General features: G+C 37.6%; 21 protein-coding genes. 16 read left to right on the top strand and 5 right to left on the bottom strand.

What is annotated here, in order from left to right; all coding sequences use genetic code 11:
* The first annotated feature begins 16 nt into the window (after positions 1-16).
* The 13 genes from GQS55_RS01805 (at position 17) to lpxC (ending at position 17,066) form a co-directional block, all read left to right on the top strand.
* The gene (locus tag GQS55_RS01805) at positions 17-1,783 is read left to right on the top strand and encodes a peptidoglycan D,D-transpeptidase FtsI family protein (RefSeq protein ID WP_201294550.1); all 1,767 of its coding nucleotides are present in this window, start codon (positions 17-19) and stop codon (positions 1,781-1,783) included.
* Positions 1,773-3,401: a UDP-N-acetylmuramoyl-L-alanyl-D-glutamate--2,6-diaminopimelate ligase gene (locus GQS55_RS01810; protein WP_236559732.1), complete on the top strand. Its 1,629-nt coding sequence runs from the start codon at positions 1,773-1,775 to the stop codon at positions 3,399-3,401. The genes GQS55_RS01805 and GQS55_RS01810 overlap by 11 nt, the downstream gene beginning before the upstream one ends.
* Entirely contained in the window at positions 3,398-4,927 is a 1,530-nt protein-coding gene (locus GQS55_RS01815; protein ID WP_159817398.1) for a UDP-N-acetylmuramoyl-tripeptide--D-alanyl-D-alanine ligase, read from the top strand. The genes GQS55_RS01810 and GQS55_RS01815 overlap by 4 nt, the downstream gene beginning before the upstream one ends.
* Positions 4,927-6,006, top strand: a complete 1,080-nt coding sequence (gene mraY / locus GQS55_RS01820) for a phospho-N-acetylmuramoyl-pentapeptide-transferase (RefSeq protein ID WP_159817400.1) — start codon at positions 4,927-4,929, stop codon at positions 6,004-6,006. Before GQS55_RS01815 ends, mraY begins: the two co-directional genes overlap by 1 nt.
* 69 nt (positions 6,007-6,075) lie before the next feature.
* On the top strand, positions 6,076-7,518 hold the full coding sequence (gene murD, locus GQS55_RS01825) for a UDP-N-acetylmuramoyl-L-alanine--D-glutamate ligase (RefSeq protein WP_159817402.1): 1,443 nt from the start codon (positions 6,076-6,078) through the stop codon (positions 7,516-7,518).
* A gap of 50 nt (positions 7,519-7,568) precedes the next feature.
* On the top strand, positions 7,569-8,798 hold the full coding sequence (ftsW, locus tag GQS55_RS01830; protein ID WP_201294619.1) for a cell division protein FtsW: 1,230 nt from the start codon (positions 7,569-7,571) through the stop codon (positions 8,796-8,798).
* Positions 8,788-9,963, top strand: coding sequence for an undecaprenyldiphospho-muramoylpentapeptide beta-N-acetylglucosaminyltransferase (gene murG / locus GQS55_RS01835; RefSeq protein ID WP_159817406.1), 1,176 nt, complete (start codon positions 8,788-8,790; stop codon positions 9,961-9,963). Before ftsW ends, murG begins: the two co-directional genes overlap by 11 nt.
* A gap of 20 nt (positions 9,964-9,983) precedes the next feature.
* A complete protein-coding gene (gene murC, locus GQS55_RS01840; protein WP_159822479.1) occupies positions 9,984-11,432 on the top strand; it encodes a UDP-N-acetylmuramate--L-alanine ligase in 1,449 nt (482 codons plus the stop codon).
* A complete protein-coding gene (locus GQS55_RS01845; protein ID WP_159817408.1) occupies positions 11,433-12,374 on the top strand; it encodes a D-alanine--D-alanine ligase in 942 nt (313 codons plus the stop codon).
* Between the two features lie 25 nt (positions 12,375-12,399).
* Positions 12,400-13,332: a cell division protein FtsQ/DivIB gene (locus GQS55_RS01850; protein ID WP_159817410.1), complete on the top strand. Its 933-nt coding sequence runs from the start codon at positions 12,400-12,402 to the stop codon at positions 13,330-13,332.
* Positions 13,325-14,560: a cell division protein FtsA gene (gene ftsA / locus GQS55_RS01855; protein ID WP_159817412.1), complete on the top strand. Its 1,236-nt coding sequence runs from the start codon at positions 13,325-13,327 to the stop codon at positions 14,558-14,560. The genes GQS55_RS01850 and ftsA overlap by 8 nt, the downstream gene beginning before the upstream one ends.
* Before the next feature lie 84 nt (positions 14,561-14,644).
* Positions 14,645-15,808, top strand: a complete 1,164-nt coding sequence (gene ftsZ / locus GQS55_RS01860) for a cell division protein FtsZ (protein ID WP_159817414.1) — start codon at positions 14,645-14,647, stop codon at positions 15,806-15,808.
* A gap of 337 nt (positions 15,809-16,145) precedes the next feature.
* Positions 16,146-17,066 carry a UDP-3-O-acyl-N-acetylglucosamine deacetylase gene (gene lpxC / locus GQS55_RS01865; protein WP_159822481.1) on the top strand — a complete coding sequence of 307 codons (921 nt, stop codon included), beginning with the start codon at positions 16,146-16,148 and terminating at the stop codon, positions 17,064-17,066.
* A 212-nt stretch (positions 17,067-17,278) separates the two neighbouring features.
* Here the strand turns inward: lpxC and GQS55_RS01870 are convergent, their stop codons facing one another.
* Positions 17,279-17,815 carry a DUF721 domain-containing protein gene (locus tag GQS55_RS01870; protein ID WP_159817416.1) on the bottom strand — a complete coding sequence of 179 codons (537 nt, stop codon included), beginning with the start codon at positions 17,813-17,815 and terminating at the stop codon, positions 17,279-17,281.
* 85 nt (positions 17,816-17,900) lie between these two features.
* Between GQS55_RS01870 and GQS55_RS01875 the strand changes: the two genes are divergently transcribed.
* The 3 genes from GQS55_RS01875 to mutT all read left to right on the top strand — a co-directional run bounded on the left by GQS55_RS01875 (position 17,901) and on the right by mutT (position 22,000).
* Positions 17,901-18,761 carry a M23 family metallopeptidase gene (locus GQS55_RS01875; RefSeq protein ID WP_236559733.1) on the top strand — a complete coding sequence of 287 codons (861 nt, stop codon included), beginning with the start codon at positions 17,901-17,903 and terminating at the stop codon, positions 18,759-18,761.
* Positions 18,762-18,854: 93 nt separating this feature from the next.
* Positions 18,855-21,560: a preprotein translocase subunit SecA gene (gene secA, locus GQS55_RS01880; protein ID WP_159817418.1), complete on the top strand. Its 2,706-nt coding sequence runs from the start codon at positions 18,855-18,857 to the stop codon at positions 21,558-21,560.
* Positions 21,561-21,574: 14 nt separating this feature from the next.
* Positions 21,575-22,000 (top strand): 8-oxo-dGTP diphosphatase MutT, encoded by a 426-nt coding sequence (gene mutT, locus GQS55_RS01885; protein ID WP_159817420.1) that lies wholly within the window; start codon positions 21,575-21,577, stop codon positions 21,998-22,000.
* 108 nt (positions 22,001-22,108) lie between these two features.
* On the opposite strand, the gene yacG is transcribed toward mutT, so the two are convergent.
* From yacG to GQS55_RS01905, 4 genes are all read right to left on the bottom strand, one after another.
* On the bottom strand, positions 22,109-22,345 hold the full coding sequence (gene yacG / locus GQS55_RS01890) for a DNA gyrase inhibitor YacG (protein ID WP_159817422.1): 237 nt from the start codon (positions 22,343-22,345) through the stop codon (positions 22,109-22,111).
* A gap of 93 nt (positions 22,346-22,438) precedes the next feature.
* A complete protein-coding gene (gene zapD / locus GQS55_RS01895; protein ID WP_159817424.1) occupies positions 22,439-23,185 on the bottom strand; it encodes a cell division protein ZapD in 747 nt (248 codons plus the stop codon).
* A 139-nt stretch (positions 23,186-23,324) separates the two neighbouring features.
* Entirely contained in the window at positions 23,325-23,936 is a 612-nt protein-coding gene (coaE, locus tag GQS55_RS01900; protein ID WP_159817426.1) for a dephospho-CoA kinase, read from the bottom strand.
* 85 nt (positions 23,937-24,021) lie between these two features.
* Positions 24,022-24,906 (bottom strand): prepilin peptidase, encoded by an 885-nt coding sequence (locus tag GQS55_RS01905; protein ID WP_159817428.1) that lies wholly within the window; start codon positions 24,904-24,906, stop codon positions 24,022-24,024.
* Positions 24,907-25,161: the final 255 nt, after the last annotated feature.

The following is a 25,161-nucleotide window of genomic DNA, read 5'->3' on the forward strand; positions in this document are numbered from 1 at the left end:
TAAGCACGTTAGTGAAATGAATAAAAAAGCAAATAATCGCAGTAGTCAACCTACAACAACCGCATGGCGTTATTACGTTGTGATAGGCATTGTTGTCTTGATTTATAGCGGGTTATTAGCGCGTAGTGCTTATATTCAAGTCATTGAACCCGACATGTTAAAAAAGCAGGGTGATATGCGCTCTATGCGTGTTGCTGCTAATACGGTACAACGAGGCAGCATTGTTGATAGAAATGGTGATAAGTTAGCGATTAGTGTACCGGTAGAAACGGTTTGGGCTGATCCTAAAATCATTATGGATAAGAATGCTTTGTCAATGAAGGAGCATTGGCAAGCCCTTGCCGATGTTTTAGGACAAGATGTTAAGCAACTTACTTCACGTGTTGTTGGTAGTCCCAGTAAACGTTTTGTTTATTTAGAGCGAAAAATCTCTCCTGCAATGGCTAAATATATTCGTGAATTGAAAATACCAGGTATTTATTTACGTAAAGAATCTAAACGTTTTTATCCTACAGGTGAAATTAGCGCGCATATAGTCGGCTTTACTAATATTGATGATAAAGGTATTGAAGGTATCGAGCGTGTATATGATGAAATTTTAACGGGTAAAGGTGGCAATAAACGCTTTAGAAAAGATGCTTCAGGACGAAAAATTGAAATACTGTCAGTAGAAAAATCACAAGCAGCCCAAAATGTGAAATTAACTATTGATCAACGCATTCAAGCGATAGCTTATAAAGAATTAAAGGGTGCAGTACAGGCATTTAAGGCGACTTCAGGCTCCGTAGTTGTTATTGATATTCATACGGGGGAAATACTAGCGCTGACCAATAGCCCTTCATATAACCCAAATAATCGTAGTAATACGGCAATTCATCGCTTTAGAAATCGTGCAATAACCGATGTATATGAGCCTGGCTCTACCATGAAGCCATTAACAGTGTTAACCGCATTAGAGTTTGGCTCTGCAGATAGTGAAACTATTATAGATACTAGCCCTGGGTGGATGCGTTTAGGTGGCAGGCGTGTCAATGATCCTATTAATAGAGGAAAGCTTTCGGTTGAAGATATTTTAGTTACTTCATCAAATATGGGCACGACTAAGTTAGCTCTTTCTGTGCCTAAAAATTTCTTATTAGATAAGTTTTTTGATGCCGGGTTTGCCGATAGTACAGGTACAGATTTAGTGGGTGAAAGCTCAGGTATGATGCACGATAGACAACGTTGGTCGAAGTTTGAATTGGCAACACTATCTTGGGGTTATGGCTTGGCAATCACACCATTACAATTAGCTCGATTTTATGCAACATTAGCCAATGGCGGTATCAAGCGAGAGTTATCACTTGTTAAAAGAGATAATCCGTCAAAAGGTGAACGTGTTTTTTCTGAAAAAAACTCATTAGCCGTGACTAAGATGCTTGAAAAGGTCGTTAATAAGCATGTACAGAAAGCAAAAGTTGAGGGGTATCGTGTCGGTGGCAAAACAGGTACTTCATTTAAAGCGGTTGCTGGTGGGTATGGTAATGATTATGTTGGATTATTTGCGGGCGTTGCTCCGATTAGTAATCCACAAATAGTTGTTGTTGTGGTGATTAATGATCCAGGTGGTGATTTATATCACGGTGGTGAAGTAGCTGCACCTGTATTTTCACGTGTAATGCAAGGTGCATTACGCATTTTAAATGTTGCCCCAGATGCAGATGACAAATTAGCGTTAAGGCATGGTGCTATAGCAGCAGAAGCTAAGCCAAATATTTTGTATAGGGAGGCTAATGATGTCTAATTTATCAACCAATAAGCCTTCAACTGCTTTTATCAAACAAGTATTACAAGACTTTTATATTGTTTTACCTTCACAGTTAAATTTTGACGATGAACAGGGTCATTTAACAAATGATAGCCGCATGATAAGTCGTGGTGATATTTTTTGCGCCATTATTGGTTATGCTCAAGACGGTCGTCAATATATTGATCAAGCTATTGAACGTGGTGCCAAGCTAGTTTTATCGGAATGTGAAACTGAAGAAGAACACGGTAATAGTTATTTTAATGAAAAAACCAATGAGCAAGTAGCGATTATTAGCTTTTATCAGCTAAATAAAAAGCTCTTTGCCTTAGCTAGTGCTTACTATCAGTCACCTGAAAAAAATATGACTATGATTGGTATTACCGGTACGAATGGTAAAACTAGTATTAGTCAACTGTTAGGGCAAGCGCTAACCAATAGTCACAAATCTTGTGCTGTTATAGGTACAAATGGCGCCGGCATGGTTGATAATTTAGAAATACTAGATAACACCACACCTAGTGCTACAGATTTAATGCAATTATTTTTCCGTTTTAGTCACAATGAAATCGGCCAAAAAAAGCTAAATGATGAGCGCATTACCCATATTGCTATGGAAGTTTCCTCTCATGCGCTTGAACAAGGCAGAGTAACCGGAAGTACCTTTGATATAGCTATTTTTACCAATTTAAGCCGTGACCATTTAGATTATCATGGCACTATGGCTGATTACGCCGCTGCTAAAAGACAGCTATTTACCCCAAACGGAAAACAAATTGCAGTATTAAATGGAGATGATAAGCAAGCGCAGCATTGGCTAGCTAATTGGCCTTCGAGTGAAAACTTATCATTTTATAGTACTTGGCTATATGGACGCAGTGAAAATATACGTCAACACGCAAAGTTTGTGACTTGTCAAAATATTAAACACCATCATCAAGGTGTCGATTTTACTTTGTGTACACACCTTGGCGATATTGACATACATAGCCCGTTACTAGGTGACTTCAATATTGACAATTTACTCGCCGTGATTGCTGTGATGTTAATTGAAGGCGTGTCGTTAACTGCTATAGCAGCACAAGTTAAAGTATTGCAACCTATCTCTGGAAGGATGGAGGCTTTTTCATCTACTTATACTCCATCACCTACTGCTGTGGTTGATTATGCACATACGCCGGATGCATTAGAGAAAGCTTTATTAGCATGTCGACAGCATTGTGAGGGCAATTTATTCGTTGTTTTCGGCTGTGGTGGTGATCGAGATAAAGGTAAGCGACCACTAATGGCGAAAGCCGCGCAAACATATGCTGACCAGTTAGTTGTTACTAATGATAACCCGCGTACTGAACAACCAATGGACATTATTGAAGATGTACTTGCGGGACTTAATGAACAGTGCAAAGTACAGGTAATTGTTGATAGAAAAAAAGCGGTGTTAACAACATTAGCAAAAGCACAGGCAAATGATGTAGTGCTATTAGCGGGTAAAGGTCATGAAGATTACATTATTTTAGGGTACGAAAAAATTGATTATAACGAACGCGACATTGTGAAAACCTTTTTTGAAAACTATCACCTAACAGACTCTTCTTTCGTCGGTGAATTACAATGATCAGCATAGCATTATCTACATTTTCAACTGCAATGAATGGCGATTTAGTTTGCGATGATTCGATGAAAACGTTTGAAATTAATAATGTTGTGACCGATTCTCGAGAATTTAAATTACAGCAGACTGCCGAAAAGCAGAGCGCATTTTTAGCACTCAAAGGACCAAATTTCGATGGTCACCTTTTTGCACAGCAAGTCATTGACGATGGCTGCCAAGTTGTAGTGGTAGATCACAAGATTGAGAATATTGATAGCAATAAAGTAGCTCAAATTATTGTTGATGATACACGTATCGCCCTTGGAAAAATTGGTGCTTATGTTAAGCAACAAGTGGCACCAAAAACTATTGGCATAACAGGCAGTAGTGGTAAAACGACAGTAAAAGAAATGATTGCGGCCATTTTATCTCGTTTAGGTAATGTTTTAGCAACGAATGGCAATTTCAACAATGATATTGGTGTACCACTGACTTTACTGCGTTTAGAAGATAAACATGCGTTTGCTGTTATTGAAATGGGTGCTAATCACATAGGTGAAATCGCCTATACCACAGAATTAGTCAAGCCTGATGTCGCTATGATTAACAACATTGCTGCTGCCCACTTAGAAGGTTTTGGTGATTTGTGTGGTGTTGCTCGTGCTAAAGGTGAGATTTTTTCAGGTTTACCTAGTAACGGTGTTGCGTTATATAACCACGATACTCAATACGCTGATAAATGGCTATGGCGTTTAACTGACAAACAAGTGCGCACTTTCTCATGTGCCCAAGCTAGTGATGCCAAAACAAGCTCTAATGCAGATTGTTATAGCGAAAATGTATCATTAGACGAAAATGGTTGTGCAAGTTTTGCTTTACAAAGTTCCCTTGGACAATGTGTTATTAAGTTACCTATTCCTGGTAAACATAATGTGTGTAATGCCGTAGCCGCTGCTGCAGTCGCTATTGAATGCGGTGCAACATTAAAAGATATTCAACTTGGTTTGGCTGACATGGCCCCAGTGAAAGGGCGTTTAAATGTCCATCATTTAGCAGAAACAAAAGTTAGTAACGAAATCAGACTGATTGATGACACATATAATGCCAATGTTGATTCGATTAAGGCAGCGGTGGCTTTACTTGCAAGTTATTCAGGAAAAAGAATTTTGGTGTTAGGTGATATGGGTGAGTTAGGCAGTGATGCCAGCCTATATCATCAAGAAATTGGCACATACGCTAAAGATCTAGGTATTGATGCTTTACTAACACTCGGTACCTTAAGTCAAAATACGAAAGAAGCTTTTGCTTTAAATAATAATGCCATAAGTGAACATTTTGAGAATAAAGATACGCTTAAAGCCTATTTAGCGAATCTATTAGTAAATGAAAATAATACAGGACAAAAAAACAAAGTATTAGTCAAAGGCTCACGCAGTGCCCATATGGAAAATGTTGTTGAAGATATTCTTAACTGGCATGCAAAGCAACAACAACAAGATCAGGTTTTAAATGAAAGTACACTTAGCTCACACAAAAAGGATAATGCTTAATGTTACATTGGTTAGCGGAATATTTAACTCAGTATTATAGTGTGTTTCATGTTTTTTCATATTTAACATTTCGTGCCATTATTAGCACGTTAACTGCGTTATTTATTTCCTTATATTTTGGTCCAAAATTGATCCGCTATTTGCAAAAAATGCAAATAGGTCAAACTGTTCGTGATGATGGCCCTGAAAGTCACCTATCAAAATCCGGCACGCCAACAATGGGGGGAATACTGATTCTCGCTGCTATTGTGGTGAGTATTTTATTGTGGGCAAACCTGAGCAACATTTATGTTTGGGTTGTTTTGTTTGTGGTCGTAAGCTTTGGCATCATTGGTTTTGTTGATGATTATCGTAAAGTTGTTCGTAAAGATTCTAATGGGTTAATTGCCAAGTGGAAGTATTTTTGGCAGACCGTTGCAGGGTTAATAACAGCAATATTTTTATATCAAATATCCCACCCGGACCAAACCTTTTTACTGATCCCCTTCATTAAAGATGTCATGCCTCAATTAGGCATCTTTTATATTGTAATGACCTATTTCGTTATTGTCGGAACCAGTAATGCCGTTAATTTGACTGATGGATTAGATGGGTTAGCGATAGTACCCACCATTATGGTTGCGGGGGCTTTTGCTTTTTTCGCTTACGTTACGGGTAACGTAAATTTTGCTGGTTATTTGAATATTCCTTATATAGCGATGACCTCTGAGCTCGTTATCGTTTGTACCGCTATTGTCGGTGCAGGACTAGGATTTTTATGGTTTAACACCTATCCAGCACAAGTATTTATGGGAGACGTTGGTTCTTTAGCACTCGGTGCTGCGTTAGGGGTAATCGCCGTATTAGTTAGACAAGAATTAGTATTATTCATTATGGGTGGTGTGTTTGTTATGGAAACTGTCTCTGTAATCTTACAGGTCGGTTCATATAAAATGCGCGGACAGCGAATATTTCGTATGGCGCCTATTCACCATCATTACGAACTGAAAGGATGGCCAGAGCCTAGAGTTATTGTACGCTTCTGGATTATTTCATTTATTTTAGTGTTGGTTGGTTTAGCTACCCTAAAATTAAGATAACTAACGTGTGATAAAAAACTAAATATATTTAAACATAAACATAAACATAAACATAAACAGAGATAGAAAATGACATCGTTATCAGATTTAAAACATAAACAAATATTAGTACTGGGTGCTGGCATCACAGGGTTATCCTGTGCTCGCTACCTTAGTGCGCTAGATTTGTGTTTTGCTGTTAATGACTCACGTGTAAATCCTTTTACGTCAAACTATAACGAGCAAGAATTCTCGAAAGACTTTCCTACTGCCAGTTTACATTTAGGAAAGTGGCATCAGGAATTAATTGCCAAGGCAGATATTATTTTAATCAGTCCAGGCATTAATAGTGAACTGGATGAAATTAAATTACACATCAATACTCATTGCCAAGTAATGGGTGATGTTGAGTTATTTTGTCAACTCAATCAAGAACGCATTAAACCTATTGATATTTTGGCATTAACCGGCTCTAACGGTAAATCAACCGTAGTTTCTCTACTGGCCTATTTAGCTAAGTGTTTGGGGGTTAAGGCGCAACTTGGTGGAAATATTGGTCAGCCAGTATTAGATATATTTACTGATGAAATAGTGAATACTCATACTTCAACAAACAACGATTTACCTGAATTTTTAATTTTAGAGCTATCAAGTTTCCAACTGGAAACGCTTACCAGTATGCAAGCCATTGCCACGAGTGTTTTAAACGTTAGTGATGATCACCTCGATCGACATCAAACAATGGAAAATTACATAAAAATTAAGCAAAGCATCTATCATCAGGGCAAGGTAGCGATTATTAATCGTGATGATGCAGCAACGAATACACCTAATCCATCACAAGCAACAATTTCAATTGGTAGTGATGATCCGGCTGAAAATGAGTTTGGGGTTACTGTTGAAAACAACAAAGCCTACTTAGCTTTTGGCACGCAAAATTTGATTGCATTAGAAGAACTTCCTTTAGCTGGAATGCATAATGCACTCAATTATTTAACCGCGTTAGCCTTTGGTTACTGTGCAGGTTGGTCATTGACTAAGCTCGTTGATAATTTAGCTGGTTTTACTGGTTTAGCACATCGATGCCAACGCATTAAGACTCAAGACAGGATCACGTGGATAAATGACTCTAAAGCGACAAATATTGGCGCTACACTTGCGGCTATTAATGGTTTAGCACAAACGTTGACTTCAGAAGGTAATACGAAGCCGCGCTTGATTCTTATTGCTGGTGGCGATGGTAAAGGTGCTGATTTCACACCTTTATCTGCACCTTTTTCACAATATGTTAGCCAAGTTATTACCTTAGGCAAAGATGGCGATAGTATTGCTAACATAGTTGTTAATCAAGCCAACGTCAGTAAAGTTAAAAGTTTGCATGAAGCGGTACAAGTCGCTAAAGCACACGCCCAAGCTGGCGATGTTGTCTTACTTTCGCCTGCTTGTGCAAGTTTAGATATGTTTAAGAGTTTTGTTGATCGTGGTGAGCAGTTCATGGCAGCTGTTACGCTACTGACAGAGGAGAGCTTATGAAAGACTCCTCAATAAACATAGAGAATACTGAGCAAACAGCTAGATTTCCTATGCTGTCGGATGTTACTGCTAGCATTAGTAAGAGTGTTATTAACGTTTTTAATAGTGAGTCTACGCCACAGCAAGGTATGGTTTTTGACCGCAGTTTTGTTGTTATAGCACTCTTGATGTACATGATCGGCTTAATCATGGTAGCAAGTTCATCAATGCTAGTAGCAGAGCGATTATTTAATAATCCTTTTCATTTTGTAATTCGTCATAGTATTTATATTGTACTGAGCTTAGGTATTGCAGGTGTTGCCTTACAAATACCGATGGCGTGGTGGCAAAAAAATAGTAGTTATTTATTGATGCTTGGCATTGTGCTGTTAGTTGCCGTGTTGCTGGTTGGTCGCTCTGTTAATGGTTCAACACGCTGGATTGCACTAGGCCCTATAACACTACAAGCGGCAGAGCCGGCTAAACTTTTTTTCTTTTGCTATTTAGCCGCCTATTTAGTCCGTCGTCGCGATCAAGTAATGGAAGACTGGAAAGGCTTTGCTAAGCCATTGGTTGTTTTTGGAGTATTGGCAGGCTTAATATTAAGACAACCTGACTTAGGCACCATTATTGTTATGTTTGTCACTACTTTTGGCTTGTTATTTTTAGCTGGCGCAAAGCTTTGGCAGTTCGTTAGCTTAGCTTCAGTTGGATTATTGTTATTATCATTATTAGCGATATTTGAACCTTATCGCTGGCGTCGTATTACAAGTTTCTTAGATCCTTGGCAAGATCCTTTTGGTAGCGGTTATCAATTAACGCAATCATTAATGGCTTATGGACGAGGTGAAATTTTTGGACAAGGCTTAGGCAATAGTATTCAAAAATTAGAATATTTACCTGAAGCTCATACCGACTTTGTTATGGCTGTTTTAGCAGAAGAGTTTGGCTTTTTCGGCGTTACCGTTATTTTACTCCTTAGTATGACACTAGTATGTAAAGCGCTTATTTTAGGTAAGAAAGCTTTAGTTAAAGAGAAATTTTTTGAAGCATTTTTTGCCTATGCAATTGGTATTTGGATCTGCTTTCAGGCCGCGGTAAATGTTGGTGCGAGTGCCGGTATAGTTCCTACTAAAGGATTAACGATGCCGTTGATTAGCTATGGTGGTAGCTCGATGATTATCATGACCCTTGCTGTTGTTATTTTAATTCGTATCGATCATGAGCTGAGAATGCAGAGTATTCAAGCGACGTCATCAAAAAGAAAAACTAAAAACCTAGGAGGCAATGATGAAAGCTAACGTGTCTTCTAGTGTTAAGCAAACACCTACCTTGTTAGTGATGGCAGGCGGAACAGGTGGGCATATATTTCCTGGACTTGCAGTTGCCGAAAAATTAAAAAGTGAAGGCTGGAATATTCATTGGTTAGGAACTCCTGATCGTATGGAAGCGCAAATAGTACCTGCGAGTGGATTTGAAATTTCATTTATTACTATTAGTGGTTTACGCAATAAAAATGCTGTTGCTTGGTTGAAGCTACCATTTAAATTAATTAACTCTTTATTACAGGCCTTACGTGTAATTAGAAAAGTAAAGCCTGATGTCGTTTTAGGTATGGGGGGGTATGCTAGCGCTCCAGGTGGTTTAGCTGCGTGGTTAATGAATAAGCCGTTAGTGGTACATGAGCAAAATGCAGCAGCTGGATTAACAAATCGCTTATTAGCACGAATTGCTACCAAAATTTGCTGTGCTTTTCCTAACGCTTTTAAAAAAGGTATTGCTGCACAAGTCGTTGGTAATCCATTAAGAGCAAGTATTGGCAAGAACACCAGTAAAATTGAAAATGAGAAAATAACTAAAACTAGTCATAATATCTTAGTTGTCGGTGGCAGTTTAGGTGCCCAAGTATTAAATGAAATTGTACCAATAAGTTTTGAAAAATTAGTTAATAATCGTGACGAAAATAGCGATAAAAACAATGTGAAAGATGATATTCACAATGAGGCATTATTGCCTTTTAATATCTGGCATCAAACAGGTAAAGGAAAACAAGACAAGGTTATTAAGAGCTACAGTCAGCAGTATTTAACTGATGGCAAGGTAAAGGTAACTGAGTTTATTGATGATATTGCTAGCGCTTACCAATGGGCAGATATTGTGATCTGCCGAGCGGGAGCCTTAACCGTATCTGAACTAGCGATGGCTGCAAAGCCTGCGATTCTTGTGCCATTACCTCATGCTGTTGATGATCATCAAACCAAAAACGCTCAATACTTAGTGTCTCGTGATGCAGGAATTTTGATTAAGCAAAATGAATTAACACATGAGTCGTTAACTAAACAATTGAATGAGCTATTTAGTGATCCGCAAATTTTAAAGCAAATGGCAGAATCAGCCTTTGCAGCTGCGGATGCCGATGCAACGAATAAAGTTGCGAGTATTTGTCAACAACTCGCAGCTGCTTAGAACAGAATATGAGTAATTATATGAGCCCAAAAGTAATGAGTAAGAATAAGATGAATGTACCCGAAATGCGCCGAGTTAAACGTATCCACTTTGTTGGCATTGGCGGTGCAGGTATGGGCGGTATTGCTGAAGTACTATTAAATGAAGGGTATCAAATATCAGGCTCTGATATTGGCGAAAATCAAGTAGTAAAACGTTTACTTGGACTTGGGGCAACTATTACTATTGGCCATGCAAGTAAAAATGTTGAAGAGGCAAGTGTGATTGTTGTTTCAACTGCAATAGATCAGAACAACCCTGAGTTACTTGCTGCTAAAGCGCTACGTATTCCGGTTGTTCGCCGCGCAGAAATGCTCGCTGAGCTTATGCGTTTTCGACATGGTATTGCTATTGCTGGTACGCATGGGAAAACTACTACAACAAGCTTAATTGCCAGTATTTTTGCTCAAGGGCAGTTAGATCCTACGTTTGTTATTGGTGGCTTGCTTAATAGTGCAGGTACTAATGCTCGTTTAGGTAGTAGCCGATACTTAGTTGCTGAAGCCGATGAAAGTGATGCGTCATTTTTACACTTACAACCTATGGTTTCAGTGATTACTAATATTGATGCTGATCATATGGAAACCTATCAAGGTGATTTTGAAAAATTAAAAGATACCTACATTGAATTTTTACATAACTTACCATTTTATGGCCTAGCAGTAGTTTGTATTGATAACCCTGTTGTGCGTGAGTTATTGCCACGCATTAGTCGTCAAGTTATCACTTATGGTTTTTCTGAAGATGCAGATATTCGTGCCGCAAATTATCAACAAGACGGTAGCGTTAGTTACTTTACGGTTGAGATAGATGGTCAACCTCCGCTTGATATGAGTGTTAATTTACCTGGTCAGCATAATGTATTAAATGCACTTGCAGGTGTTGCTGTTGCGAAAGATGAAGGTATTGATGATGAATCTATTTGTAAGGCGCTAACAGAGTTTGCCGGCATAGGACGTCGTTTTGAACAACTGGCAAACTTAACAACACCAGCAGGAAATATGGTGCTTGTTGATGATTATGGCCATCATCCAAGCGAAGTTAAAGCAACCATATTAGCAATGAGAACAGGTTGGCCACATAAACGTTTAGTCATGATTTTTCAGCCACATCGTTACTCAAGAACACGTGATTTATACGAGGACTTCGTTGAAGTTTTATCAGAAGTCGACTGTTTATTTTTACTTGATGTTTATGCTGCCGGCGAAACTCCTGTCGCCACAGCAGACAGTAAAAGTTTAGCACGCTCTATTCGTCAACGTGGCCAAATTGAACCGGTTTATGTAAGTGATGTTGACATGCTTCCTGAGTTATTACTAGCGCAGTTAAAAGATGACGACATGGTAATCACTCAGGGTGCAGGTAGTATTGGCACAGTTGCAAGAGACTTATCAAATAACCCTTTGTTAGTGAAAGAAGAGACAAAGTAAATGAATACTGTAGCCGTGAAAGAATCGATCAAAAAAGATGTCATTGCTGTACTCTATGGCGGTAATTCGGCAGAACGAGAAGTTTCTCTTAAATCAGGAGAAGCTGTTGCTCAAGGGTTAAAAAAAGCGGGTTTTAATGTGGTATTAATTGATACCAAATATACCTTGTTAACAGAGTTAGTCACGCAGAATATTAAGCGAGTATTTATCGCTTTACACGGTCGAGGCGGAGAAGATGGCTGCTTACAAGGAGCATTAGAGTACTTAGGTATCGCTTATACAGGATCGAATGTTTTAGGGTCTGCTTTATCAATGGATAAAGTTCGCAGTAAACAAATATTTAAAGCGTACAACATACCAACAGCACCTTTTGCCGTTGTTACTAAGTCAGACTTTACATCACTTGATGTTGAGCAACAGCTTGAAGACTTAGGTGGGAAAGTTATGGTAAAACCCGCTCATGAAGGCTCAAGTATTGGGATGGCTATGGCTGATTCGCCAGAAAAATTACATAGCGCATTAATCGAAGCCTTTAGTTTTGACGGTGACGTATTGTTAGAAGCGTGGATTGATGGGCCTGAGTATACCGTGGCGATTTTAGGTGATGAAGCGTTACCTGCAATTCATATGGAAACACCAAGAGAGTTCTATGATTACGAAGCTAAATATCAATCTAACAGCACGCAATATCATTGTCCATGTGGGTTACCTGAAGACGAAGAAGAAAAAATAAAAGCTTTATCATTACAAGCATTTAAATCAACAGGGGCTAGTGGTTGGGGGCGTGTTGATTTAATGAAAGACAGTACAGGAAACTGGCAAATATTAGAAGTAAATACAGTACCAGGTATGACAGAGACTTCGTTAGTACCTAAAGCAGCGAAAGTGCATGGTATAGGCTTTAGTGATTTAGTCGAACGTATTGTAAATATAAGCTTGTAAACACAATAGGTAAATAGGTAATTAAATGAACCATAAGCAATTAACATCACAGAACCAAGAAGCTATCGCCTTTGGCGTGGGCTTGGCGTTTTTCGTGTGTGTGCTTATTGGCTTGATCAGTTTAGGTTGGTGGTTATCAGAAGTATTTATTGAACGAGAACGCTCTCCAGTAAACTCAATCGTTATTACTGGAGAAATGCCATACACCCAACGAGCAGAAGTGTTAGGAGCTATGAGTAATATTGATTTAGGAAATTTTTTCCAAGTTGATGTTAATGAAATTCAATTTCAAGTTTCTAAACTACCTTGGGTTTATTCAGTGGCAGTAAGAAAACAATGGCCAAATGAAGTGAAAATATATGTTGTTGATCAAACACCTATTGCGTTATGGAATGGTGATTTTATATTGAATAAATTTGGTAAAGCGTTTCAAGCCGAACAAGAAGTCATTAATAAAGTGTTACCTCATTTTTTTGGCCCTGAAGGAAGTGAGCTAATAGCATTAAAGAACTTTAACAATTTAAACGACTTATTAGAGTATAGAGACTTAGCGATTGATGAATTAATACTTGGTGAGCGCTTTTCATGGCAACTTACATTAAACAACGGTATTAGGTTAAACCTAGGTCGTGAAGAAAGAGTAAAGCGTGTGCAAAGATTTATGGATGTATATCCATTAATCAATGCTCACTTACTTGAGCAAAATAAAAGTAAAAAACAGTTAAAACAAGCGGTTGATTATATCGATTTACGTTATGATACCGGGCTAGCTGTTGGTTGGAAGGAAAATAAAGATTTGTCATCTAGCCTTAGTGCCGAAAAACAACCAAAAACAAGCCAAATCGGTATGCTTAAAAAGAATATGTTCCAAAGGTCTATGGTTCCAATTTATAAGTTTAAAAATGATTTATTTAGCCGTAATAAGCTACACACAGAAGAGTTGACCCTGAATGTCTAAAATTACAGAAAGAAATTTAGTTGTTGGACTAGATATCGGCACATCTAAAATATCCGTCGCGGTTGGCGAAATTACTCCGGACAATCAATTAAGTATTGTTGGTGTCGGTAATCAACCTGCGCGTGGTATGGATAAAGGCGGTGTTAACGACTTGAATTTAGTCATTCAGTCGATTCAAAGAGCCATTAATGAAGCTGAATTGATGGCAGACTGCCAAATTAGCTCTATTTATTTAGGCATATCCGGTAAACATATTAGTTGTCAAAATGAAAATGGCATGGTGCCAATTAATGACAAAGAGGTCGTTCAAGAAGATGTCGATAATGTCATTCATACCGCTCGCAGTGTACCAATTTCAGCAGAACGTCGCATGCTACATGTTCTGCCTCAAGAATACAGTATAGATTGTCAGGATGGGATTAAAAGCCCTATTGGTATGTCTGGTGTGAGAATGGAAGCCAAAGTACATATTGTTACTTGTGCGAACGATATGGCTAAAAATTTAGTTAAATGTGTAGAACGCTGCAATTTAACTGCTGAACAACTGATATTTTCAGCATTAGCTTCTAGTTACTCAATACTAACCGATGACGAAAAAGAGTTAGGTATCTGCGTTGTTGATATTGGCGCAGGCACAATGGATATATCAATATTCACCGGTGGTGCATTACGCCATACGGCGGTAATTCCTGTTGCAGGAAATCAAGTCACTAGTGATATTGCTAAAATATTTAGAACACCATTAAGTCATGCAGAAGACATTAAAGTGCAATATGCCTGCGCGTTAAGACACTTAGTTAGTATGGAAGAGAGTATTGATGTACCTAGCGTAGGTGGGCGTCCAGCACGTACTATGTCTCGTCATACATTGTCGGAAGTTGTAGAGCCAAGGTATCAAGAATTATTTGAACTTATTCAAGATGAAGTACGAGAAGCGGGCCTAGAAGACCAAATCGCAGCTGGTTATGTCTTAACTGGTGGTACATCAAAAATGGAAGGTGTAGAAGAGTTTGCCGAGGAAGTTTTTCAAATGCCAGTACGTATTGCTTCACCAATAGCAGTTCAGGGGTTGAAAGAGTATGTAGATGACCCAACTTATGCCACAGTCGTAGGTTTACTGCATTATGGTATGAAAGCTCATGAATCGGGTTTAAAGGAAAATAATAAATCAGAAGGTGTGACTGGTGCATGGTCACGTTTTTGTTCATGGTTTAAAGGCGAGTTTTAAGTAAATTTAACGCACGTCTAAACGGAAGTTGTTTTGTAAGTCAGAATTTTTCTGACAAATTTAGAAGAAAACGGAGAGAGAAAAATGTTTGAATTAATGGAAGATCATAATGAAGAAGCGGTGATTAAAGTCATCGGAGTTGGCGGTGGTGGTGGTAATGCTGTAGAACATATGGTTTGCCAAACTATCGAAGGCGTTGAATTTATTACTGCGAATACTGATTCGCAAGCACTACGTAATTCATCTGCCGACGTCACCTTACAATTAGGTAATGATGTCACCAAAGGTTTAGGCGCAGGCGCTAATCCTAATATTGGTCGACAAGCAGCCGAAGAAGATCGTGAAACAATCATGGAAACCTTAAAAGGTGCTGACATGATCTTTATCGCCGCAGGTATGGGCGGTGGTACGGGTACTGGTGCTGCACCAGTTGTTGCTGAAATTGCTAAAGAAATGGGTATATTAACGGTTGCAGTTGTAACTAAACCTTTCCCATTTGAAGGTAAGAAACGTATGAACTATGCTGATCAAGGTATAGAAGCATTATCTAAAAGTGTTGATTCACTTATCACCATTCCTAATGAAAAATTATTAAAAGTATTAGGCCCTGGAACAAGTTTATTAGACGCTTTCAAAGCTGCAAATAATGTTTTATTAGGTGCGGTACAAGGTATTGCTGAGCTTATCACTCGCCCAGGTTTAATTAACGTTGATTTTGCAGATGTACGTACAGTAATGTCAGAAATGGGAACCGCTATGATGGGTTCTGGTATTGCGTCAGGTGAAGATAGAGCAGAAGAAGCAGCTGAAGCCGCTATTTCAAGCCCGTTACTTGAAGATGTTGATTTAGCAGGTGCTCGCGGTATTCTAGTTAACATTACTGCTGGTATGGATATCAGTATTGATGAATTTGAAACTGTTGGTAATGCAGTGAAAGCTTTTGCTAGCGAAAATGCTACGGTTGTTGTTGGTGCTGTAATTGACCCTGATATGACAGAAGAATTACGTGTTACCGTTGTTGCTACAGGTATCGGTGCAGAGGTTAAGCCAGATATCACTTTAGTGAATCCGACTCCTATGGTTGAGCAAAGAGTTGTTGGCTCTGATTATGCGCCATCAGCAGCGCCACAAGCAGAAGTCGCAGCTGAAACAATTGCCATGACTGATAGTAATGCACAAAAAGTAGCACATGCAGATTTAGATAATTATCTGGATATACCAGCATTTTTGCGTAAACAGGCTGACTAGTATTACAACACTATACTATTAATTTACTGATAATCACGCAAATAACTACATGAATATAGAGAGTTATTTGTTGGTAATTAATGTAAAAAAGTGAAGTGAATTACAATGTCAAAATGCATGTGTAAATAACGAATAATCAATGATTTTTGAATTTATTGCTTTTTTTTGTTATATTATGTGCCCGCCGAATTAGGTGAGTACTCTGTGTTGTTGCTCTTTAGCAAGTTATCTTAATAAGAGATTTTTAATAAGACTCTATTATAAGATGCTGCGTTAGTGCATAGGCAAATTAATGCGCAAGCAATACATAAGCGAAAATAGCAAAATCGAGGCTAATATGATTAAGCAACGTACATTAAAAGCAAGCGTTTCAACCGTAGGTGTTGGATTACATAAAGGTGAAAAGGTACAGGTTACTCTCCGTCCTGCTCCCGCTAACACCGGTATTGTATTCCGACGTGTTGATCTCGACCCTGTGGTTGATATAAAAGCAACGCCTGACGCCGTTGGTGAAACAACTTTATGTACTTGCTTAGTTAACGAGCAACAAGTTAAAGTATCTACTGTTGAGCATTTATTGTCAGCAGTTGCTGGATTAGGTATTGATAACTTAATTATTGATGTTGATGCACCTGAAATTCCAATTATGGATGGCAGTGCATTACCTTTCGTTTATTTAATTCAATCAGTTGGTATTGAAACGCAAAATGCGGCCAAGCGATTTCTTCGAATCAAAAAAGCGATACGTGTTGAAGAAGGTGATAAGTGGGCTGAATTACTCCCTTATGAAGGTTTTAAAGTAAATTTTGCCATTGAATTTAATCATCCTGTTATTGCAAATACTTGTCAGACGATGAGTATGGATTTTTCAAGCTGTTCTTTTATCAAAGAAATTAGTCGTGCTCGTACGTTTGGCTTTATGAAAGATATTGAGTTTCTCCGCTCTCATAATCTTGCATTAGGTGGTAGTTTAGAAAATGCTATTGTACTTGATGAATATCGTATGCTAAATAAAAATGAATTACGTTATGATGATGAGTTTGTAAAACATAAAATACTTGATGCAATTGGTGACCTTTACATGGGAAGTGCCAGTATCTTAGGTGAGCTAAATGCATTTAAATCAGGTCATGGTTTAAATAATATGTTACTTAAAGAAGTTTTTAAGCAAGAAGATGCTTGGGAATGGGTAACTTATGAAGATGATAAGTTAAGCTCTCCAATAGAATATCAAGAGGTTAATGCAACTGCTTTTTAAGAGGTTAATGCAACTGCTTTTTAAGAGGTTAATGCAACTGCTTTTTAGTATTAACCTAAAGAGAACATCATAAGTATTATAAAGAAACCGAGCATTGCCTCGGTTTTTTATTGCTTGTTATTCTATCGTCAAAGCATTCTTAATTAGACTATATTTCTATTATGATGAAATCCCATATATTGAATAAATAAATCATGTATCCACGATTTAGGTTATTTATTATTCATAACATTAGCTGCTAGCCTTTCTAAGGTTTCTTTGAGTCCTTTAGGTGCATTTTTAGCAATTCTTAATAAGTTTTCAGCTGTGGTGGTCGACATCGATTGCACCGATCCTTTTTTTTCAGAAAAAGAGCGATTTTTTATTGAGTTAGTTTGAATTGAATTGCTTTCAAGCGTATTCTGTTGATAAGTACTTTGATTCGGTATTTGTCGATGGCCTTGAGGATTCACTTTAATTTCTATGTGTGAAAACTTTCCTTGAGTTTGTATCATCAATTGATTACAAATAGTATTACGTTCAAATTGTAATCTTTGCCCCCAAACAGGTGATTTAACTTCAATAATTAATGTTGTATGTACAAAATTAGCAATGTTGAACGCATCTTCTGGCAGGTCAGGGCATATTTGGCGTACAATATCCGACAATAAGCTCAAAGAGTTGGTTTTTGATTGAATTTGTGCCAAAGTGCCTGTCGTCGAATTAAATAGCGTTGACATATCTTTAGGGGCTTTTGGTCTTCGTGCCATAGTTTTACCGTAAATAATTAATCTACTTTAATGATTAATTAAGCTTTAAAGTTAAATGTAAGTGATAAAGTATTAAGAAACATCTATGAGTCTAACACTACTATACCGTGGAAAGAATGTAAGATTTTCAATGCGCTTAAATAAGTTGCATAGGCTTTCTGCTATGTTGGCTTTTGCATTATTTTCAGGGGCAATTTTTTATTTAATATTATCTACAAGTGAGCAACCAAGTCATAACGGATACCTAACAAGCCATGATGTAATTGATAACATGTTTGGAAATTCTTCTTACAACGAAAAAAAAATAGCGCTTAAAAAACAGCAAGTAGCCGCACTAACAATAAAGTTAGCTGAAAGTGCAAACATACCTGAGCATGAATTTAATTTTGACAAGCTCCTTGCAAACGGAGCACCGTCATCAACTACCAGTGATATCAGCCAAAAATATTTTTCTCAATTGTTAGTTGAAATAACACAGTTAGAAAATTCATTAGGTCATGAAGAAAATAAGATGGAAATGCTTGAATCTTTAACTTTAGGTCACCATATAGAAAATACACGCTATTTATCTGGTCGACCTATTACAAAGGGTTGGTTATCTTCATATTATGGCGTACGTAAAGGTCCTTTTAATGGAAGAGCTACCATACACAAAGGAATTAACTTTGCTGGCAAAGAAGATGGCGATATAATCTCTACTGAATCGACTGTTGTTAGTTGGGCAGATGAAAGGCATGGTTATGGTTTGACAACACACTATGCTCACAACAAAAATATACTTGTCAATGTTGGTGGCGTAGTCACTAAAGGACAAGTAAATGCAAAAACGGGAAGTACAGGTCGCTCAACTGGACCCCATGTTCATTATGAAGTTTTGCATAACAATAAACAGATTGATACGCTAAATTTGTTTATCATAAAGCCAAGTAATAAAAAACAAGTGTAGCTAGCGCTGATATTTCGGTAAAACTACAATAATAATATTCACTCAGTGCTCCAAATGTTTTGGACGCTCAATCTCACAAAATGGTTTAATAAGATGTTTGTAAATTTGTTGACAAAAATATTTGGCAGTCGTAATGATCGACTAATCAAAAAAATGGACAAAGAAGTAAAGAAGATAAATGCGTTAGAGCCCATTCTAGAAGCATTAAGTGATGATGAATTAAAAGACAAAACAAGTGAATTTAAAGAGCGATTGTCTAAGGGCGAAACGTTAGATCAAGTTTTACCTGAAGCATTTGCTGTTGTACGTGAAGCCAGTAAACGTGTTTTTGACATGCGACATTTTGATGTGCAAATGATTGGTGGCATGGTATTAAATGATGGCAAAATTGCTGAAATGCGTACTGGTGAAGGTAAAACCTTAACAGCAACCTTACCATCTTACTTAAATGCGTTAACGGGTAATGGCGTTCATGTTATTACAGTGAATGATTATTTGGCAACGCGTGATGCTGACTGGTGTCGTCCGTTATTTGAATTTTTAGGGCTTACAGTAGGCTGTAATATTGCCGGTATGGCACCACAACAGAAGCAAGCTGCATATCAAGCTGATATAACTTATGGTACCAATAACGAATTTGGTTTTGATTACTTACGTGACAATATGGTGTTTTCACCAGAAGAGCGTACACAGAAAAAACTAAACTTTGCAATTATTGATGAGGTTGACTCAATCTTAATTGATGAAGCACGTACTCCACTTGTTATTTCAGGACAAGCAGAAGATAGCTCTGAACTATACAAAGCAATCAATATGGTAGTACCTGTACTTGAAGTACAAAATGAAGAAGACAAAGACGCAGATACTGGCCAGTCTGAAGACTTCGTTGAAGGTGATTTCACTATCGACGAAAAAGCAAAGCAGATATACCTGACCGAACGTGGCCAAATTCATATCGAAGAAATTATGGTGGAAAAAGGTTTGTTGCAAGAAGGCGACACCCTGTTTTCAGCGGCAAACATAACGCTTTTACATCATGTAATGGCAGCGCTACGTGCTCATAAATTATTCCAAAAAGATGTAGATTACATTTTAAAAGATGGTGAAATTGTCATTGTTGATGAACACACCGGTCGTACAATGGAAGGTCGTCGTTGGTCTGAAGGTTTACATCAAGCTGTTGAAGCAAAAGAAGGCGTAAAAATTCAAAACGAAAACCAAACACTTGCTTCTATCACTTTCCAAAATTTCTTTAGAATATATGAGAAATTGTCAGGCATGACGGGTACCGCAGACACTGAAGCTTTTGAATTTCAACATATTTACGGCCTAGAAACAGTTATTGTTCCAACGCATCGCCCTATGATCCGAAAAGATATGGCTGATTTAATATACTTAACTGCAGAAGAAAAGTTTGAAGCTATTCTCGAAGATATTAAAGATTGCGTTAAACGTGGCCAGCCAGTATTGGTTGGTACTATTTCTATTGAAACATCAGAATTTCTTTCAGACTTCCTTAAGAAAGAAAAAATTAAACACAAAGTACTAAATGCTAAGTTCCATGAACAAGAAGCTGAAATTGTTGCCGATGCAGGTAAAGAGTTTGCCGTAACTATTGCTACTAACATGGCTGGTCGTGGTACCGATATTGTACTTGGTGGTAATTTAAGTGCTGCAATTGCCGAGTTATCTAAAGGTAATAAAGAGCCGACAGAAGAACAAATTGCAAAAGTAAAAGAGCAATGGAAAATTGACCACGAACACGTACTTGCATTAGGTGGCTTAAAAATCATCGCTACTGAGCGTCATGAATCACGTCGTATAGATAACCAATTACGTGGTCGTTCAGGTCGTCAAGGTGATGCTGGTGCAACACGATTCTATCTTTCTATGGAAGATTCATTAATGCGAATTTTCGCCTCTGAACGTATTTCAAATATGATGCGTAAATTAGGCATGGAGCATGGTGAAGCAATTGAACATCCTTGGGTGACTCGTAGTATCGAAAATGCTCAACGTAAAGTTGAAGGCCGTAACTTCGATATGCGTAAACAGTTATTAGAATATGATGATGTTGCTAATGACCAACGTGGCGTAATTTACGAACAACGTAACGAATTACTTGATGAAGCTGATATTGGTGACGTTGTTGATAATATCAGAGGTGATGTAATCAATAGTGTTATTGACCAGCATATCCCGCGTCAATCATTAGTCGAAATGTGGAATGTTACGGGCTTAGAAGAACAGCTTAAAGGTGAATTTAATACTAATTTACCTATCTCACAGTGGATTGAAGAAGATAAAAAGTTACACGAAGAAAGCTTACGTGAGAAAATTGTTACTGAATTCGATAAGACCTACAAAGACAAAGAAGAAGTGGTTGGTGCTGAAGTACTTCGTCAATTTGAAAAAGCAGTTATGTTACAAAGCTTAGATTCACATTGGAAAGAGCATTTAGCGGCTATGGATCATCTACGTCAAGGTATTGGTTTACGTGCTCATGCACAGAAAAATCCTAAGCAAGAATATAAGCGCGAGTCATTCCAATTATTTACTGAAATGTTAGATAACTTAAAATATGACGTTGTTGGTATTCTATCAAAAGTACAAATACAGGCAGAGTCTGATGTTGAAGCGGTAGAAGAACAACATAGAAAAGCAGAAGTACCGGCTGAATTTCAGCACCAAAGTGCTGAAGGAATAGAAGAGAAGGCTGTTCCTCGTGTTGGACGTAATGAATTGTGTCCTTGTGGCTCAGGTAAGAAATACAAACAGTGTCATGGTAAATTGACTTAATGTGTATTTAGAAGATGCTTAAAACTATCCATGTTGCCGTTGGGGTGATTATATCAACCAACGAGCAACAACAGACTCAATACTTTCTTACTAAACGCCTTGCTGATGTTCATCAAGGCGGAAAGTGGGAGTTTCCTGGTGGTAAGGTAGAAAAAGATGAAAGTGTTGCACAATCGCTTTCTAGAGAGCTTAAAGAAGAAATAAATATTGATGTGTTAACTTGCCAACCATTAATAACCATTAATCACATTTACCATGAAAAAAATGGTGTTGATAAAGAAGTGTGTTTAGAGGTTTTTATTGTAGACAACTATGCAGGTGAACCAAGTGCACAAGAAGGGCAAGGTGAAGGTTGGTTTTCACTTGTTGAGCTACAGAGTTTAGATTTTCCAGAAGCGAATCAGGATATCATTTCAGCCCTGGTTGAACGTAATATTTAGCTAATGATCTCTATTTATACAGAGAATAATGTTGAGTTAATAAACATATTTTAGTTAACAGAAAACTTTAGCTAACAGACAACCTTAACAAAAGCCTAATCATTCTTGTTATTCAGGCTCTACAAAAAATTTATTATTCAATAAGAACTCATCTTCCATTGCATCAAGCATATCTTCGGTTAACGGTGTTGCTCCTGATATCGTCTGGCTGATTTTATGGTTTTCTTCAGCCCATTCACCTAAATCAATTAATTGACATCGTTTACTACAGAAAGGACGGTATTCGCTGCTTGCTTCCCAAACAACTTCTTTGGTGCAGTTCGGGCAAGGTACTTTTAAAGTCATGATGTTAAGTGTTTCGTAGAGTAATAATCGAATTATACGTTAATTGATCTTGTAGAGAAAGTTATACCCAATGGGTATTGTATCAAATAGTTATTAACAACGTGCTAATTCGAATTTAGTCGCTTGGTTTGAATACCTACGGCCATTTTGCTCACACGGCAACATGAAGCGGATAGAGTAACGGAACCTGTTGCCACTAATCGTTGGGAAATACTGAGCATCTTGTGCTAATTTAATACGTAGTAGCAATAAGCCTTCACCATTATCTTGATAAAAACCACTCTCAGTTTCAATACACTTAAAGCTGGCTCGTTGACGTATAAACCTTAATATTAATACTAAAGCACCTTTAATATTATTGAGTAGTGATAACCATTGGGTAATACTTTTATTAATAATCGCTTCGGGTTGATGAAGCCAAAAGTTTAATTGAGGTAGATCAAAACTACAGCTGCCTCCTTTTATCGCAAAGCGTTGTCTCAAGCTCGCCAATAATACATCTTCTTTTAATTGGCACCACGCTTGACTTCCTATTCTAAGTTGACTTACTAAGGCAACAGATGTCTTTAAATTGAACTCTAACGCTGTAGTATCTATATCTGGTGCTTGAGACCATACGACTAAGTTTTGCTGTAATTTTTCTAAATCTTTAACTAATTCGCCTCGAATATCACTACGATCAAGTACATCGATAATAGAAAATAATGAATTAAAAAAGACTTGATGACAGGTAAGTATATCTGAAGCAGGGCAACTCTCAACTTGCTTGAACAGTTGCTCAAGTTTTAAATAGTGACGAATACGTTCATTAAGAGGGTGTTCATATAAAATAGTTGTCATGGGAGTATTACATTATTTAAATTAAGGAATTAAATTGAGAGATTAAATTAAGATTTTAATTTATTTGGCTATAGTACCTATAGCCATTAGAAATGGCGAATTATTTGTCGTTTGTTTTTTGTTCAGTCTATATTATTATTTAATTTTTCTTTGCTGCATACGCTAAATAAGCTTGATGTAATTGAGCTACAGCACTTTCTAGGTCCTCTATTAAACAATCATCATTATTTAATAGGTCATCAGCATGTTCTTGCCTAACTTTTCGGCTAACTTGGCTCTTAATAATCGCTTTAACCTGTTTTGCTGAGTTATTGTCACGTGCTATTGTGCGTGAAATTTGGGTTGTCTCTTTTACATCGACAACCAACACGCGATCTACCAATGCAGTTAGATTATTTTCAATTAGCAAGGGGGCTACAATAATACAATAAGGGCTTAATGACACCTGTGCTTGTGTAACAATTTGTTTTCTGATTAAAGGATGTAGCAGCGCGTTTAGCCAGTGTTTATCTACTTCATTGGCAAATATTTTTTCGCGAAGCATTGCGCGATTTAATTGCCCGTCACCTTGAATGATATCACTGCCAAAATGCGCTTCAATCATAGTAAGGGCAGGACTTCCTTTTGCCACCACATCACGCGCAATAATATCTGCATCTATTATATCGATACCCAATGCAGCAAAGATATTTGTGACTGTCGTTTTACCACTACCAATGCCACCAGTAAGACCCACAATGAAATTAGACATATTTAGTTTTCTCTTAATAAAATAGGGGAGTTATTGTTAAGCTAAGTTAACTTAATTTGAGCTAAGTGTGCTAAATCTAACAATGTTAACTTATTTGAGCAATATACCAAGCCCAGATCCCGTTGCCCCACAATAATGTTATCCAACCCGAAACAGCTAAGTAAGGCCCAAAAGGAATGGCTTGTTCACGTTGATGATTTTTAAATAACATTAAGGAAATACCGACAACGGCACCAACTACCGACGCCATTAAAATAAGAAGGGGTAGTAACTGCCAGCCAATCCAGGCACCGAACAAAGCAAATAGCTTGAAATCACCATGACCCATGCCTTCTCTACCGGTTAATACTTTAAACAGCCAAAATATACTAAACAAACTCATGTAACCGACTGCCGCACCAATAACTGCATCGGTTAGTGGTACAAAAGTTCCTTGTAAGTTTACTAACAAGCCAAGCCATAACAGTGGCATCACTATTTGGTCTGGTAACAGCATGTGATCAAAATCAATTAAGGTTAAACAAATCAATCCCCATGTTAATATAAGCAGTAGCAAGGTTTCTATAGAGACACCAAACTGTATAGCTGTCACAACGCTTAGCAAGGCAGTAGCTGCTTCCACCAAAGGATAGCGTGCAGCAATACTATTTTTACATTGGCTACATTTTCCACGTAGGAACAACCAACTAATTACCGGGATATTTTCATAAAACCGTATTTTATGGTCACACTTTAGACAGGTTGAATTAGGAATAGACAAGGTAAGTGGCGCAATTTTTTTGGCTGGAATATCTTTCAATTCATCAGCTAAAAACTCACGACAATCGGTATACCACGTGTTGTGCATCATTTGGGGGAAACGGTAGACCACAACATTTAAAAAACTGCCAATGATCAATGAAAATAGTGCAACAAAAATGTAGAAAGAAAAGGGGGATTGTTGAAAAAATAATAACGTTTGCTCAAACATAAACTACTCATAACCTAAAAAATAATAAATTAACTATGGAGATCTTGTCGCAAACTACTTACGAAATGCTATGTTCTCGATAGTTAGAATACCACATTGTCGCTTGCTTCTTATACCGTCATCCTGAACTTGATTCAGGATCTAATCGATTATGTTATTAAAGCTAAGAGATCCCGTATTAAGTAACTAACGGGATGACATGTGTTTTGGTTAGCTTGCATTCTACAGTGTCCCTCTTGCTTCCCGTGTCATCAT

The organism is Colwellia sp. 20A7, from assembly GCF_009832865.1.
Taxonomy (GTDB): domain Bacteria; phylum Pseudomonadota; class Gammaproteobacteria; order Enterobacterales; family Alteromonadaceae; genus Colwellia.